The organism is Flavobacterium sp. SOK18b, from assembly GCF_014156605.1.
GTDB classification, from domain to species: domain Bacteria; phylum Bacteroidota; class Bacteroidia; order Flavobacteriales; family Flavobacteriaceae; genus Flavobacterium; species Flavobacterium tiangeerense.
Genome location: NZ_QKNZ01000082.1, coordinates 1 through 15,648 on the forward strand (window position 1 = coordinate 1; position 15,648 = coordinate 15,648).

13 protein-coding genes are annotated in these 15,648 nt (G+C 34.3%); 2 read left to right on the forward strand and 11 right to left on the reverse strand.

Translation table 11 applies throughout. The annotated features are described in order from the left end of the window. From DNC80_RS12185 to DNC80_RS12210, 6 genes are all read right to left on the reverse strand, one after another. Positions 1–733, reverse strand: a 733-nt coding sequence (locus DNC80_RS12185) for a hypothetical protein (RefSeq protein ID WP_182651460.1), incomplete at its 3' end; no start/stop codon positions are given. 389 nt (positions 734–1,122) lie between these two features. After that, complete coding sequence (gene secA, locus DNC80_RS12190; protein ID WP_182651461.1) at positions 1,123–4,464, reverse strand: preprotein translocase subunit SecA; 3,342 nt, start codon at positions 4,462–4,464, stop codon at positions 1,123–1,125. 85 nt (positions 4,465–4,549) lie between these two features. Further along, positions 4,550–4,771 carry a DUF2795 domain-containing protein gene (locus DNC80_RS12195; protein ID WP_007138072.1) on the reverse strand — a complete coding sequence of 74 codons (222 nt, stop codon included), beginning with the start codon at positions 4,769–4,771 and terminating at the stop codon, positions 4,550–4,552. Between the two features lie 161 nt (positions 4,772–4,932). Beyond that, positions 4,933–5,502: a cob(I)yrinic acid a,c-diamide adenosyltransferase gene (locus DNC80_RS12200; RefSeq protein WP_182651462.1), complete on the reverse strand. Its 570-nt coding sequence runs from the start codon at positions 5,500–5,502 to the stop codon at positions 4,933–4,935. Positions 5,503–5,535: 33 nt separating this feature from the next. Further along, entirely contained in the window at positions 5,536–6,393 is an 858-nt protein-coding gene (locus DNC80_RS12205; RefSeq protein ID WP_182651463.1) for a RimK family alpha-L-glutamate ligase, read from the reverse strand. Between the two features lie 212 nt (positions 6,394–6,605). Further along, a complete protein-coding gene (locus DNC80_RS12210; RefSeq protein WP_144892518.1) occupies positions 6,606–7,292 on the reverse strand; it encodes an ABC transporter ATP-binding protein in 687 nt (228 codons plus the stop codon). A 376-nt stretch (positions 7,293–7,668) separates the two neighbouring features. Between DNC80_RS12210 and DNC80_RS12215 the strand changes: the two genes are divergently transcribed. After that, complete coding sequence (locus DNC80_RS12215; protein WP_144892515.1) at positions 7,669–8,340, forward strand: DUF6565 domain-containing protein; 672 nt, start codon at positions 7,669–7,671, stop codon at positions 8,338–8,340. Between the two features lie 58 nt (positions 8,341–8,398). Here DNC80_RS12215 and DNC80_RS12220 read toward each other — a convergent pair whose 3' ends face one another. Continuing rightward, positions 8,399–9,178, reverse strand: a complete 780-nt coding sequence (locus DNC80_RS12220; protein WP_182651464.1) for an O-methyltransferase — start codon at positions 9,176–9,178, stop codon at positions 8,399–8,401. Positions 9,179–9,448: 270 nt separating this feature from the next. On the opposite strand from DNC80_RS12220, the gene DNC80_RS12225 reads away from it, so the two are divergent. Beyond that, positions 9,449–10,999: an SDR family NAD(P)-dependent oxidoreductase gene (locus DNC80_RS12225; protein ID WP_182651465.1), complete on the forward strand. Its 1,551-nt coding sequence runs from the start codon at positions 9,449–9,451 to the stop codon at positions 10,997–10,999. A gap of 134 nt (positions 11,000–11,133) precedes the next feature. Here DNC80_RS12225 and DNC80_RS12230 read toward each other — a convergent pair whose 3' ends face one another. From DNC80_RS12230 to DNC80_RS12245, 4 genes are all read right to left on the reverse strand, one after another. Beyond that, a complete protein-coding gene (locus DNC80_RS12230) occupies positions 11,134–11,424 on the reverse strand; it encodes a hypothetical protein (RefSeq protein ID WP_182651466.1) in 291 nt (96 codons plus the stop codon). A gap of 274 nt (positions 11,425–11,698) precedes the next feature. Continuing rightward, positions 11,699–13,270 (reverse strand): carboxypeptidase-like regulatory domain-containing protein, encoded by a 1,572-nt coding sequence (locus DNC80_RS12235; protein WP_182651467.1) that lies wholly within the window; start codon positions 13,268–13,270, stop codon positions 11,699–11,701. 395 nt (positions 13,271–13,665) lie between these two features. Then, positions 13,666–14,181: a hypothetical protein gene (locus DNC80_RS12240; RefSeq protein ID WP_182651468.1), complete on the reverse strand. Its 516-nt coding sequence runs from the start codon at positions 14,179–14,181 to the stop codon at positions 13,666–13,668. Positions 14,182–14,539: 358 nt separating this feature from the next. Then, the gene (locus DNC80_RS12245) at positions 14,540–15,247 is read right to left on the reverse strand and encodes a DUF6090 family protein (protein ID WP_182651469.1); all 708 of its coding nucleotides are present in this window, start codon (positions 15,245–15,247) and stop codon (positions 14,540–14,542) included. Positions 15,248–15,648: the final 401 nt, after the last annotated feature.

The following is a 15,648-nucleotide window of genomic DNA, read 5'->3' on the forward strand; positions in this document are numbered from 1 at the left end:
TTTTTAATTCTTCATTAACTTCCATTTTTTGGAAAGTATAATTTATCAAATCTTTAAAGACAGAATCAGTGTCTTTATAATAAAAATTTGAATTTGGATTTTTTAACTCTAAATCTTTATAGCCTTCTACTAAATTATGTGTTTGAAGTAGATTTTCATAAATAATTCGATAATCATCTAAAATTTCTTGAGGACTAATTTCTTTACTTGCAGAAATATATCCGCTAAATGGACTTGTTTCTTTTATATTAATCGCTTTATAAAGTGACCTTCCAAAACAAGTAGCCATACAAACGAAAAGCTGATTTCTACTTTTGAGATTTGTATAATTTAAAAATTCAGTGAGTTCTTCCCATTCTACATTCTCTCCATTTGATAATTCTAATCCACTTGATTTTCCTCCGTGCATTTCAAAATGTAGGAGTATACCAAGTTTCAAATAATCAAGATTGATTTTTATATAGTTTAATACTTCAAAAAAATCAGTTTTAGAGTCAATAATGAATAGTTTAATATTTAGCTTATTTTCAGTTTCTGGGTAGTATTTATAATGCTTTTCTAAAGTATCATAGAATATTTCGCTTCCTGTTTTTAATTCTCCCTTAACTAAACTTTCAATAATGAATATTGTTTCTATTTTTCCTGTCATTTTTTTTAAAATATCCGCTAACTTGTATATAGGTCTGACAAAATCAGACATATCGCACCTAAATTGGGTGACTTTATCTGACAAGAGTCAGGTTTTATTTAATTTCAAATATAGAAATAAATAGTTATAAATCATCAAACGGACTTTTAATTTGTTGTGTACTTTTCTGATGTATTTACTTGGATGTGAAAGCCATTTCGATTTTTTGAGGATTAGTTTGCTTTTGGATGATTCTTTTTTCTTTTTGGTTAGTTTTAGGGTATAGCCCTGACAGTAGCGCAAAGCCTATGCAGGTTGAAAACCACTTTTATGGTGCTGGCAGAGCGACCGCAGGAAGCTCCTGAAAGTACCTAGAAAAAGGGTTTGAAACCCAATAGCTTGCAGCGTATGGCGGGAATAGCTCCCGAAAAAATAGCATAAAAAAACTCCACTACTTGCGCAGTGGAGTTTTATGAATCTTGAAATAAAAGGTTTTAGTTCACTAATACCCATTGTCCTGAGGCGATTAAGCTTTCGGCTTTTTTGTATTTCATTTCTTGTGTTTGACCGTTGGCCACGTTTTGAATGGTTACGTTGTCATTGCGATTGATTTTTGGCATGTCGCGAGTGATGGTCTCTGTAACCTGACGTTGCTGTGTTTGCATGGCTTCTTGATTTGCACTTTCGCTGCTTACAATTTCATCTTTTGAAGTGGTGTAATCCTCAACTGGTGTTACATCAATAGCTTCTTGAATGCGTTGGTTTTCTTGTGCTGGCAAATCTCCTTTGAACAAAAATGAAATCACTTCTTTGTTCACATTATCAATCATGGCTCTAAACAAGTTAAAGGCCTCTAGTTTGTAAATTAGCAACGGATCTTTTTGTTCGTGCACGGCTAGTTGAACAGATTGTTTTAGCTCGTCCATTTTGCGCAAGTGTTTTTTCCACGCTTCGTCTACAATGGCTAGTGTGATATTTTTCTCGAAATCAGCAACTAGTTGTGCTCCTTGAGACTCATAAGCCATTTTTAAGTCGGTAACTACATTCAAAGATTTAATTCCATCCGTAAATGGAACTACGATGCGCTCAAACTGATTGTTTTGATCTTCATAAACGCTTTTGATAATCGGGAACGCTTCACGGGCGCTACGTGCTGTTTTTTCAGTATAATAATCTAATGTTGCTTTGTATACTTTTCCGGTAAGATCCATTGGGTTCATTTTGGCGAACTCACTTTCGGTTACTGGTGATGTGATCGAGAAATAACGTATTAATTCGAACTCAAAGTTCTTGAAATCATTTATTGCTTTGTTTTGCTCAATAATTAACTCGCAGGTGTCATAAAGCATGTTTGCAATATCAAGCTTTAAGCGTTCGCCAAACAAGGCGTGACGACGACGCTTGTAGACTACTTCACGCTGTGCATTCATTACATCATCATATTCTAACAAACGCTTACGTACTCCAAAGTTGTTTTCTTCTACTTTCTTTTGAGCGCGTTCTATAGATTTGGTCATCATAGAGTGCTGAATTACTTCGCCTTCTTGTAATCCCATACGGTCCATTACTTTGGCTACACGCTCAGAACCAAATAAACGCATTAAGTTGTCCTCAAGCGATACATAAAACTGAGAACTTCCAGGATCACCTTGACGTCCTGCACGACCACGTAATTGACGGTCTACACGACGCGAGTCATGACGCTCTGTACCTACAATAGCAAGTCCGCCAGCAGCTTTTACCTCTGGTGATAATTTAATATCGGTACCACGACCAGCCATGTTTGTAGCAATGGTTACTACGCCTGGTTTTCCAGCTTCCTCCACAATTTGTGCTTCTTGTTTGTGCATTTTTGCATTCAACACATTGTGTGCTACGCCACGCATTTTCAACATTCGGCTTAGTAATTCTGAAATTTCAACCGATGTTGTTCCAATAAGAACTGGTCTTCCAGCTTTTGACAATTCGGTTACATCTTCAATAACAGCATTGAATTTTTCACGAGTTGTTTTGTAGATAAAATCTTCTTTGTCTTTTCTAGAAATGCCTCTGTTAGTAGGGATTTCTACCACATCAAGCTTGTATATTTGCCATAACTCACCCGCTTCTGTAACTGCAGTTCCAGTCATTCCGCCTAGTTTGTTGTACATTCTGAAATAATTTTGCAAAGTAACCGTTGCAAAAGTTTGTGTAGCAGCTTCGATTTTTACATTTTCTTTGGCTTCAATGGCTTGGTGCAATCCGTCAGAATAACGGCGACCGTCCATGATACGACCTGTTTGCTCGTCTACAATCATGATTTTGTTATCCATGATTACATACTCCACATCTTTTTCGAATAAAGCGTAGGCTTTTAAAAGCTGTGTTAATGTATGGATACGCTCACTCTTGATCCCGAAGTCTTGAAATAATTTTTCTTTCTCTTCGGCTTCAAGGTCTTTCTCTAATTTTTTCTTTTCGATATTGGCAATTTCAGTTCCAATGTCTGGTAGAATAAAAAAGTCAGCATCTGTATCGCCAGATAAGTACTGAATTCCATTATCTGTTAATTCAACCTGATTGTTTTTTTCTTCGATAACAAAGTACAATGCCTCATCAATTTTGTGCATTTCTCTTTTGTTGTCTTGCATGTATTGATTTTCGGTTTTTTGAAGCAGTTGTTTGATACCTTCTTCACTCAAAAATTTAATCAATGCTTTATTCTTAGGCAAACTTCTGTAAGCTCTTAGCAATTGAAATCCACCATCTTTAGTATTTCCTTCTTTGATTAGTTTTTTAGCTTCAGATAAGAATCCGTTTGCTAATTGACGTTGAAGACTTACTAGGTTTTCAATTTTTGGTTTTAATTCATTGAATTCGTGACGATCTCCTTGTGGAACTGGTCCAGAGATGATCAAAGGTGTTCTAGCATCATCAATCAATACGGAGTCAACCTCATCTACAATAGCGTAATTGTGTTTTCTTTGCACAAGGTCATCAGGAGAATGAGCCATGTTGTCTCTTAAATAATCAAAACCAAATTCATTATTGGTACCATACGTGATATCTGCATCGTAGGCTTTTTTACGTCCTTCAGAGCTTGGTTGGTAATTGTCAATACACTCCACAGTCATACCGTGAAATTCAAACAAAGGTGCTTTCCAGGTACTATCTCTTTTTGCAAGATAATCATTCACCGTAACAAGGTGAACTCCGTTTCCAGTCAAGGCATTTAAGTAAAGTGGCAATGTAGCAACTAATGTTTTTCCTTCACCGGTTTGCATTTCGGCAACTTTACCTTCGTGCAACACCATTCCGCCTATTAACTGAACGTCATAGTGAATCATGTCCCAGGTAATTTCTTTACCTGCAGCGCTCCAAGAATTAGCCCAAATAGCTTTATCTCCATCTAAAGTAATGTATGTTTTTGTGGCAGATAGTTCACGGTCTTTTGGGGTAGCAGTTACCTCAATTTGGGTGTTGTCTTTAAAACGTCTAGCTGTTTCTTTTACCACTGCAAAAGCCTCAGGAAGGATTTGCATTAATGTTTTTTCTGAAATTTCGTAAGCTTCTTTTTCAAGGGCATCAATGGCCACGTAAATATCCTCTCTCTTGTCAATATCTACAATGTTTTCAACTTCCAGTTTTAGTGCTGCTATTTTAGCATCTTTGTCAGCTCGTTCTTGTTTGATTTTGTCCTTAAAAAAAAGAGTTCTGCCTCTTAGCTCATCATGTGATAAAGCTTTAAGGGGTTCCTCGAATGTTTTTATTTTAGTGAGATAGGGTTGTAGCGCTTTGACGTCTTTTTGTGACTTGTCGCCCACAAAAACCTTGATAATGCTGTTTATGAAACTCATAATATTTTTATATTTCTAATTGTGTATTTGCGTAAATTTAAACCAAAAAAAAGCCTCTTTTGAGACTTTTTAATTGGTTTGTTTTTTAATATTCATCCTCATTCCAAAGATAATCTTCGTCTGTGGGATAATCTGGCCATATTTCTTCCATTGATTCATATATTTCGCCTTCATCCTCAATAGATTGAAGGTTTTCTACTACCTCTAATGGAGCTCCAGCTCTAATAGCGTAGTCAATAAGTTCGTCTTTGTTAGCAGGCCATGGTGCATCACTTAAATAGGATGCTAATTCTAATGTCCAATACATCTGTTGTCGATTTAGTTTTGTGCAAAAATAAATTTTTTACTGAAAAATACAAGTAAAAAACGATTTATTTTTAGTTAAAGTTAAGAACGTTTTTTTTAGTTTAAAGTTTCAGGTTTAAAGTTTGAAGTTTTTATGAAAAAACTGCGACTGTAAACTGAATATTACTTTCTAGGAATCCATTGAACTTCATCCGCTTTTAAGTCGTAGGACAACTTTCGTGCCAACACAAAAAGGTAGTCAGAAAGTCGGTTTAAGTACTTAATTGCGATTTCAACCACGGGTTCATCATGACTTAAATGTACGGCTAGGCGCTCTGCTCTTCGGCATACACAGCGTGCGATATGACAATATGACACAGTGGTATGACCACCAGGCAATACAAAATGTGTCATTGGTGGAAGGGCTTCTTCCATGGCATCTATTTCATTTTCTAATAATTCAATGTCGGTTTCAATGATGCCTAAGTTTTGCAAACGCAGTTCACCGTTTTTCTTTACCTCTTTTTCTGGAGGCGTTGCAAGAATGGCACCTACCGTAAAGAGGCGGTCTTGAATTTCTATTAAAATATCTTTGTAATGCGCATTGATATCTTGGTCCCGAACAAGACCAATATGAGAGTTCAACTCGTCAACGGTTCCGTAACTTTCTATGCGAGCATGGTCTTTGGCTACTCGTGTACCGCCAAAAAGGGCTGTAGTGCCTTTATCGCCAGTTTTTGTATATACTTTCATTAATGAGATCTTAGTTTTATAAAAAAAACAAATTTAAGCTATTAATTTTATTAAAGCTGCAACAAATTGGTCTAATGAATTAGCACTTAAGTTAAAATACAAATCTGGTTCAATGCATTCTATTTCCATCAAATAAAGTTCGTCTTCAATGACAATTCCATCTACACGAGCGTACAACAAATCCTCTTGAAAAGTATTGACCACTTTTTGTGCTTTTTGGATGAGTTCAGCTGATGGTGCTACCAACGTATATTTTCCTCCGTAGAGTGATTGTACTCTAAAATCTCCAGAAACGGGTTTTTTATTCACAGCATGAGAGAATTTCTTATCAAAAAAAATGAATGATGTTTCACCCAATGTTTGAATCTCTGGCATGAATTCCTGAAGGAGCAATTCTTTATCTGCAGCTATAGATTGATATTGATTGTTTATCGCTTGAATTTGTGTTCTGTCAAACACTTCGGTGAGATAAGATCCTGCCGAAAAAGCGGGTTTTATGACTGCTTTATTCCAGTGATCCGGTATTAGTTTTAAAAGATCCAGCTGTTGGGTTTTGTCAATAAATAAGGTTTTAATGATCGGGATTCCCTTTTGCTCTAGCTCTTTTAAATAAAATTTATGGATGTTATTTTTTACCGTATCAATGGTGTTTAGTGTTTTAACGCCTAATTTTTTGATGTGGTCAAGCCAAAGGGTAAATGCTTGTTCTTTTTCAAAATAGTCCCAGGTATTTCTAAAAACCAAGCAGTCAAATTGTGACCAATTTATGCTAGCATCATCCCAAACTGCAGCTACAGCCTGAATGTTATATTTTGCCAGTGCTGGAATTAGTTTTTGATCTTCAGGATTTAAATCAGGAAGCTTTTCGCAGGTAAGTAAAGCGATTTTCATGTATGGAAAAGTTTATACGGTACTTTAGAAAAGAGATCGAAATTATATTTTTCTACTCTAGAATAGCTCTCGTCGGGGTAGTTTTAATTCGTTTTACTTAGTTGTATTTAAGTTTTTTTTTCTAAAAATCAAAGTCATTATAATACTTGAGTATTATTTGGTATAGACCTTCTTTTTAATGAATAAAACTGTCAACTGCGACTGAACACTGATTACTTTGAAATATCACTTTCTATCAGACCATCACGCAAACGAATTACGCGGTGCGCATAAGCAGCAATTTCCTCTTCGTGAGTAACTAATATTACGGTGTTTCCTTGGGCATGAATATCACCAAAAAGCTTCATGATTTCTACAGAGGTTTTACTATCTAAGTTTCCTGTAGGTTCATCAGCAAGGATAATAGAAGGTTTGTTAACCAATGCTCTCGCAATGGCTACACGTTGTCTTTGACCTCCAGAAAGTTGGTTGGGTTGGTGGTCCATTCTGTCAGAAAGGTTCACTTGATCTAATACTTCGGTGGCACGCTTGTTTCTTTCTGATTTTGAAAAACCAGCATAAATCATAGGCAAGGCCACATTGTCTAAGGCAGTCGTTCTTGGTAATAGATTAAAGGTTTGAAACACAAAACCTATTTCTTTATTTCTAATTTCTGCCAACTCATCATCACGCATTTGGCTCACATCTTTTCCATTAAGAATATAATTTCCAGATGTAGGAGTGTCAAGACAGCCTAATAAATTCATTAAGGTAGATTTACCTGATCCTGAAGGTCCCATTAATGCTACATATTCCCCTTTATTGATCTCTAAATTAATTCCTTTAAGGACATATACGATTTCATTTCCTAGAACAAAGTTTCGCTTAATATCGGTTATCTGTATCAGTGGGTTTGCCATTCTTTAATAAATTTTATTCTTTCGTTTCTTGAAAGATGCTGTTAAGTTATGATATAAAGGTATAAAAGTTTTATTTGAATAATAAGTAGCACTTTTTTTTATTTGTTACACGAATTGATGCAGTAATTTGGTTTGATCTTCGTTTTCATAAATTATGAAGTATCAATACGGGAGTCAGTATCCTTTTCATAAACATGAAATCCTGAGGTACCGCTGTAATAGCCAATCTTCTATTCCGACTGTTTGTTTAGTATTCTCATGGTTTTAGTCGGTTTTGCACAATTATAGTAATTAGTTGTATAATTTTTTGTTTTAAATTGAAAATGAAAGCTTTGCCTATACATTTGTCACGTATTAACCAATAAAAGATAAAAACATGAAAAATACAAAACTAGTATTAGGACTTGCCTTAATTGCAATAGGATTTACAGCTTGTAAAGATGAAAAAACAGAACAAGCTAAAATTAAAGTAGACAATTACGTAATGTATGTGGATTCATTAAGTAATGTAGCTGCTGAGGACACTAAGGATAACTGGATGGAAATAGAATCTGAGTTTAAATTGAAAAGCGCAGAGGCTGAGGTTGCTCTTGCGGATATGGCAGATGATGCTGAAGCAAAAGCTCGTTTAGAAGCAAGTAGAGCTAAGTACGAAACGATGAGAGCTAATCTTGAAAAAATGAGAGCAGAGGAACTTGCGGTATTGCCAGCAAATCCAAAACAACAAATGCGTAATGCACTTTTTGGAGAAGGAAAAGTAGGTGAGGACATGAGTTTTGTATGGGTTAATAAAAACAATATTTTGAGTGTTTACCAACAATTTGTGGATACTGTTGAAAATAATAAAGATGCTTACACACGTGAGGATTGGGACGAAATTAAATTGATGTATGAAGCACTTGACAGTCGTAAAAACACCGTTGAAAAAGAAGGTCTTACAAGTGATGACAACAGAAAAATTGCAGGTTTGAAATTGAAATTTGCACCAATGTATACCGTTAATCGTATGGGTGCAAAATCAGGTGAAATGAAAAGAGCAAAAGAATAAGGAATAATTAATTCAATGTTGAAAATGACAGTCAGTAATGGCTGTCATTTTTTTTGCTTTATACTCTAATTATAAAATGCTCTTTAGGTTGCTCTCTTCTAAAAAACACCAATCCCCATTGAAAAGTATCAATTGTTACCGTTACTTTTGGATGGTTTTTTATGATTTGCCAAGCCTCTTCCATTTCTGGCGACCAATGAATATCATCGAATATCCAAAGCGTATCATTTGTCACTGTTGGAAGCAATGCTTCAAAATAATCTAAAGTTGCTTTCTTAGAGTGATTGCCGTCTAAATAGATGAGTTTAAAATCGAAATTCGAAGGTTGAAAGTCACTTAAATAATTACTAAATTCTGCAACGATTGGATTTACATTATCAAAATGGAATGCTTGAAATTGACTTTTTGCAAGTGCCATTGTATTTGGACAACCTTCCACAGTTGTTATTTTTGCTTTTTTATGGCCTAAAGCAAGTGCCGAAGTCGCTAATCCTAATGAAGTTCCGATTTCTAGAATAGTATCCGGTTTAAAATAACAAGTAATTCGGAATAATAATTCGGCTCGTTTTGCAGTAATTCCAGCTGTCTTTGCAATCTTTGCAACAACTCTCGTATTCGATTTGAACACTTTGGATCCTACACCAAAATCAGTCACTTCAATCGAATTACTATTTGCTAAAAGCGTGTTTCTGTATTTTCTTAAATCAGCATATTCTGGTTTTAATTTTTTATCATAAAAACATTTGGTCAATAAACTAAATACAAATGGAGAATGTACTGCATGCTCATTTTTGGAGTGCCAAAGGAATTGTAAATATGATTGGAGTTGAAACAGCATAGTACTTATTTGTTACACATTGATTCTCAAAGATGAAACTCAAAAGGACGCAGTTTTTCTGAAATTTCGTGTCTCTTTGTGATGCTTCGTGCCTCTTTGTGAAAGAACATCGTAGGTGCGAAGATAGTAAGATTAAAGCCGAAACCCAAAATGCAAAACTACCATCTTGGCACTTGGATTTTCGACTGTTTTATCTTGAGACGTTCCGACTTTAAAAAGGCTATATTTGCGCCCTTGAAATTTGCACAAGAATAATATCCCTTTTTTACGATGATGATGGAACAAATAGAACATAAAACGGCTATAAGCTCAGAAGAAATTGACCGATGTATCGCTATTTTAGCACAACTGAATACTGATACCGTCCAAATATTTGATATCCCAAAAGAGCAACGAACTGCTTTAATCAAAGCGGCTGGAATGTTTTCCAGACCGGATCGTGACGAACTTTCTCGAAGAAAAAAAGATGGAAAATTAGTAGCCAAACGTAAAAAAGAAAAGCAAGATAGAACCGCAAGGAAAGAAACCGGAATCCGACATGCACGAGAGGCCAGTGTGTTTATGGCGCCCAAATTATTGGCGTACAATGATCTCGTAAACAAAGAACAATTGGAACTGGAAACACCAAGAAATTGTTACGTATGTAAAACGGAGTTTACTAAAATGCACCATTTTTATGATACCATGTGTACGGATTGTGGTGATTTTAATTATGCTAAACGTTTTCAAACTGCCGATGTAAAGGGGCAAGTTGCTGTAATTACAGGTTCTCGCTTAAAAATAGGCTATCACATTACGTTGATGCTTTTACGAGGAGGAGCAACCGTTATTGCTACCACTCGTTTCCCAGTTGATTCGGCTTTGCGTTTTTCTAAGGAAGACGATTTCATGGAGTGGGGACATCGGTTGAAAATTCACGGACTGGATTTACGACATATTCCGAGTGTGGAAATTTTCTGTAATTTCATAGAGCAAAAATACGATCGTTTGGATATTCTGATTAATAATGCAGCCCAAACCGTGAGACGTCCTGCTGGATTCTATACGCATTTAATGGAAAATGAGGAGCGTTCCATCGACACTTTACCGCAACAGGCGCAGGAATTATTGCTGGATCATATCAATTGTTTGGATGAATTGAAAGTGTTGACTACTGGTTTTTCATCTAATGAAAATATGCCTGTAACTTGGCACGGACCAGAACCCGGAATAGGGTTGCGTGCTTCCGCCAAATTATCGCAGATTCCGTATTCGTTTGATAATGCTTTGGTGGCACAGGAAGTTTTTCCCGAAGGAGAACTTGATGCCGATTTACAACAAGTAGATTTGCGAAAAACCAATAGTTGGCGCTTGCGCTTGGGACAAATAGAAACCACAGAGATGATCGAAGTGCAGCTGGTGAATTCCGTAGCGCCTTTTGTATTGTGTAACCGCCTTTCGGAAGTGATGAAGAAAGACAACACTGGAAAAAAACACATCATCAATGTTTCGGCTATGGAAGGGAAGTTCCATCGCTTTTTCAAGGAAGACAGACATCCGCATACTAACATGGCAAAAGCCGCCTTGAATATGCTGACACACACATCTTCTGGAACTTTGGCAAAAGACGGTATTTTTATGAATGCAGTTGATACCGGTTGGGTAACCGACGAGGATCCGGCAGAATTAGCCAAAAGAAAACAGGAAGAAGAAGATTTTCAACCACCATTAGATATTGTGGATGGTGCTGCGCGGGTAATGGATCCGTTGTTTGACGGAATCAATACTGGAAAGCATTGGTGTGGTAAGTTTTTGAAAGATTACAATCCTATTCCTTGGTAGAAAACCCCCTAATACACGAAGGGGGAATTTAAAATTGTCACAGAAAAAAACCACAGCAGAATTAGATTTTGCTGTGGTTTTTTGTTGCAGTTAAATAGTGAATGGATTATAAATACGCATTAACTGTTTACGGTTTACGATCCGCCGAAGGGTGTCCCGAAAAGCCCGACTGCAAGTTCTATCCAAAATAGGAGAAGTGCTAACAGAATAACTCCACAGAGAATGATTCGATGCCTGGTTTTTTTTATCTTTCTCATGACAAACTCACAAATAAAACCAGTTCCAAGTAATAAGACACCAGCGACCACAAAATCAGAAAGGGTCCAGTTTACTTCATTTGTGAACTGCATTGCTATTAATGGGATGAGCAATATAAGAACTACTGTCAAGACGATGCCAATAGCCCTTTTGTTTTCTATGTTCATAAATTTTCAGTTTTAAATATTAATTTGGTTGTGTTTAATACCAAAGTGAAGTTTTCAAAATTAAGATACAACAAAAAACCACAACTAAATCCATATTTTGTTGTGGTTTTTTGGGTCTATAATCGCAAGCGCAAAGTTGGATATTTGCGTAGTTCAACTATGAACTATTTCATCTCCGAAGGGCGGTTGCTCCTTGTTGTGGGAACAGAATGCAATGTTGCGCTATGCGTGTATGAGATAATTTGTATATATCTGCGACATCTGGTTATGTAAATTAATCTTTTACTCTAAATCGCTTTAATTCTGCTAATGGTTCTATAGCGTGGTACCCTTTCCATATTTTAGGATCATATGATTTTATAGCTATAAGTTTGAATTCATTTTCAACAACTTTAGTAACATCAGTATCTGTTACAAGGGAATGCGATAGATTTAAAAATTCAGTTTTAGTAGTAGCGTTTCCTTCAAATTTTATGTCTAATGATAGAATGTCTTTGTCTTCTTTGGTGATTTCAATAAATTTCAAAGGTCGGTTTACATAAAAATAATTGCCATTTTCTTCAGAGGCATAGTGTAGGTAATAGTTCTTTTCATCTGATTTTTTTCGGTACATTAAAATTCCTTTGTTATTATTTTGGGCTACTTTAATACCTAAAAGCCATTTTAAATTTACATTGTTTAGTTTTTCTCCTTCATCAAGTTGGTATTCAGCTCTAAGAACGGCATAATCAGACTCATTGATATAGAGTTTACCGGTGTATTTAGCTTTGCTTTTTTTGGGTGAAAATGTTAGTACAAATGCATAATCGTTATCTTCAGTAAAAGTAGTTCCTTCAAATTTGTAACGGTACAAATCTGGATTGTTTATAAAATCATGCTCGGAAGATGTACCTAAATTATTGTTCTGGATGAATTGCGTTAAATTGTATTTGGTGGTTGTTAAGAGCGTACTTTTATCTGCTGATTTAGATTTTATTTTCTTTTTGTTGAAATCTTTTCTTAAAGAAATAGTATCTCGAGAACCGATGAGTCCACTTTTAATGCGGTAATACTTTGTAGAATCTAAGTGTTTTAGCATTGTTTTTATGCCTATTTGTTTCAACTCTTCTGATGAGGTTGCACTTCCTTCATTTTTGAGAACCGTTGCTTTGAGAACGTTCATTTTATGTGATTCAAATGACTTATTGTCTTTTTTAATAGTATTGGTATACAAATTACACAACATGTCTGTATACTCTTTTGGGGGTGATGCAATTAAAGTGTTTGTAAAAGATTGAATATCATTGTTTACTTTTTTTAGTGCTTGTTTTGAAAAACCTGTGGACTGATTTACATCAACTACAATTTCATTAGGATATGTCGCAGTTGATTTTCTCACAAATAACATGTCTTTTGTTGGACTGTTTTTACTACCGTAATTCACAGCTAAGTTAGCTTTTACGGTAGCCATGATTGAATAAGGATTGGGTTTTTCACCATTTACTTGTACAGCATCTAATTCGAAAATAGTAGGAGTGAGTGCTATGATATAATCTAGTTTTGATAATTGACTTACTTTAACTTCAAGATTTTTATAGCCTAGATAGGTAATGATTAATGTATTGTCATCTTGAAGGGCAGTTTCTGGAAGATTGAAAAAACCTTCAGCATTTGAGATCAAATGTTCTTTTTTGTCAATATTGATTGTGGCATAGGGGATAACCTCTTTAGTTGTTGCATCAATTATTTTTACTGAAATATTTTGTGACCACGAATATTGAAAAAACAAAATTGTACTCAACAAGAGTAGGTATGGTATGAATTTAGATTTTTTTTTGATGGGTGCGTTTGTAGATTTAACGTTCATTTGAGTTGATTTACAGATTGATGATTGAAATTGATTGTCAAATGTATACGTTATTTCAATACTCAAGTAGTGTAATTGTGCTAATTTTCTGTTAATGTATTCATACGAAAAACCCCATCCCAAGTTACGATTATGAACTTGAGGTGGGGTTTATTGAGTTTTTTTGTGAGTATAATTGAAGGCGAAAAGTTGGATATTTGCGTAGTCTAAGGAAGAACTATTTCGTCTCCGAATTGAGTATGCTCGTGGTTGTGCGCGTCGAATACAAATCTTTGCTAACCGTGGATGAGATCATTTTTATTTATTCGAGGTATTAGGTTTTCTAAGAACAAAAGTATCTTTAAATTAAACTCAAAATCCAAAACTTTCCATACAAGTTAGCTGTTCGTTGATTTTTAAAGCATTTTAATTTTCGTTTTTTTACTTTCAATCCTAATTGGTGTTAGTTTTTGGAGTATTTCTATTTCATTTGAAGTTAAATTTGTAGTACTTAAATTATTTATTAATTCACTAGCATCATAAGATATTTGTAATTCAAATTCTTTTGATCCACATGATAATGAACCGCAATTTTTTCTGCCGTTAATAATTATTTCTGCTTTAGATTTTGCTGGAATTACTAATAAATCTGATTCTGTGTATGGCGTTTCTATTTGAATTTCAGATACCCACAAAGTTGGATCAGAAGGACATTCAACTTTACTCTTGTAGTATCTCCATTTTTGATTAAATTCAGTTGCTGGTTTTAGTATTGTTATATCATTTTTCGTATTATTTAGAACTTCTACGTGTACTGTAATAGCTTCTATATCGTCTACCTCTGTTCTATCTTCAATTATTTTGAAATTTATTTTTTGTGCAAATGTCAATTGAGTAATAAATATTAATAATACTAACGCTCTTTTTTTCATGTCTTTTTTTTAGTTTAATTCTGATTAAATATTGATTTTTATCCAATTTTATTTTGAAAGATTGCTTACTTTCGACTTGTTACGTTTGCGACTTACAAAGAGTAGTATTTGTGGAAAAACGAAAATAAGATAAAAAACGGTAATTCCACTAAACTCTAGCTATATTATAATGGCTGTTAGTAAATAGGCAATTTTTTTGATTTTCAATTTGTTTTGCACTTCTACTATTTTTTAACTTCGGATTTTAGATTAAAAATGAGATTCAAAAGTATTATTGCAATAAAATTTGTACTTATTTCTTTAAATCCAGTTAATTTATTTATGTCAATCCTTGCCATACGGCGCGCCCATGTTTTTTTTATTTTTGAAGTTCTTTGTCAATTTCTTTAATAAGCTCATATGCCTCTGGCTTAGTATTTTTGTCATAAACCCTTAGGTTATTATTACCTATTTTTATAAGAAATTGTATTGTTTTTTTAAATTTTGGGTCTGCATACATTTTCTCTTCAGGCTTATCTGCATTTTCTATCATTTTGTCAAAACACTTGAACAGAAAATCATTATAAATTTTATTAACTTCGTTAACTGCCGGTACATATATTTGGTAATAATTTAAGATTTTCTGTTTTAATTTTTCGTCTTCAATGTAGCCAATTTTGCCGCTTGACTTAAAACCTTCATAATTTCCAATATTCATTATTTGTCCATGTGAATAAATTGGAAAATCAACCACATTTTTAGACTTATAAATACTGTCAAGTTGCAGAGTAGTTAGTGCTAAAATTTTTTCATAGCCTTTGTTTGATTTTTGGTATCCTTTCTTTTCAATGTCGATATTTTTTATGTCATTCTGTAAGTCATTCTTTAAATTCCCAAGAAACACTGCTACTTCTTCTTGTTGATGTCTGTGTTCACTCCAACTGTGTAACCATATTGAAAGTGTTACAGCAAAAACGATTATAAAAATTTCTATGATGATTTCTTTTGATTTCTCTCCCAAAGTGTGTTCTTTATTTGTCATAGTTTTGTATATTTTTTTGGTGTGTTTTTTTACTTCTTCTTGCATATAGTTTTTTCTAAAATATGGTTATGTTAATTTGGCTATTTGTTTTTTTTTAAACTGTTTTTACAACTTGTATATTGATTTAATGATATCAATTTAATCTATTATAATGTGGTATCTTAGTCTGACAAAAATCAAAAAATAAATTTCTCAAAAATATATAAAATAAACTACCAAACACCGATCGGTCTTTTAATTCAATGTAATTTTTCTTACCAGTCAAAAATTGGTTTTATGCAAAAAAAAATCCACAACAAAATCAAAATTTTGTTGTGGATTTAATCCTAAATAGTAATAATGTTCCAAGCTGCAAACTGCAACTGAGTCCTAATTTTAACCTTCCATTTTGGCGCTTAATTCAAACCAACGTTCTTCTTTAAGTTCCATCTTTTGGATGAGGTTTT

Excerpts from the sequence above, each read along its gene's own strand:
- secA (WP_182651461.1), bottom strand. The coding sequence starts at position 4,464 with ATGAGTTTCATAAACAGCATTATCAAGGTTTTTGTGGGCGACAAGTCA.
- DNC80_RS12195 (WP_007138072.1), bottom strand. The coding sequence starts at position 4,771 with ATGTATTGGACATTAGAATTAGCATCCTATTTAAGTGATGCACCATGG.
- DNC80_RS12200 (WP_182651462.1), bottom strand. The coding sequence starts at position 5,502 with ATGAAAGTATATACAAAAACTGGCGATAAAGGCACTACAGCCCTTTTT.
- DNC80_RS12205 (WP_182651463.1), bottom strand. The coding sequence starts at position 6,393 with ATGAAAATCGCTTTACTTACCTGCGAAAAGCTTCCTGATTTAAATCCT.
- DNC80_RS12210 (WP_144892518.1), bottom strand. The coding sequence starts at position 7,292 with ATGGCAAACCCACTGATACAGATAACCGATATTAAGCGAAACTTTGTT.
- DNC80_RS12215 (WP_144892515.1), top strand. The coding sequence starts at position 7,669 with ATGAAAAATACAAAACTAGTATTAGGACTTGCCTTAATTGCAATAGGA.
- DNC80_RS12220 (WP_182651464.1), bottom strand. The coding sequence starts at position 9,178 with ATGCTGTTTCAACTCCAATCATATTTACAATTCCTTTGGCACTCCAAA.
- DNC80_RS12225 (WP_182651465.1), top strand. The coding sequence starts at position 9,449 with ATGATGATGGAACAAATAGAACATAAAACGGCTATAAGCTCAGAAGAA.
- DNC80_RS12230 (WP_182651466.1), bottom strand. The coding sequence starts at position 11,424 with ATGAACATAGAAAACAAAAGGGCTATTGGCATCGTCTTGACAGTAGTT.
- DNC80_RS12235 (WP_182651467.1), bottom strand. The coding sequence starts at position 13,270 with ATGAACGTTAAATCTACAAACGCACCCATCAAAAAAAAATCTAAATTC.
- DNC80_RS12240 (WP_182651468.1), bottom strand. The coding sequence starts at position 14,181 with ATGAAAAAAAGAGCGTTAGTATTATTAATATTTATTACTCAATTGACA.
- DNC80_RS12245 (WP_182651469.1), bottom strand. The coding sequence starts at position 15,247 with ATGCAAGAAGAAGTAAAAAAACACACCAAAAAAATATACAAAACTATG.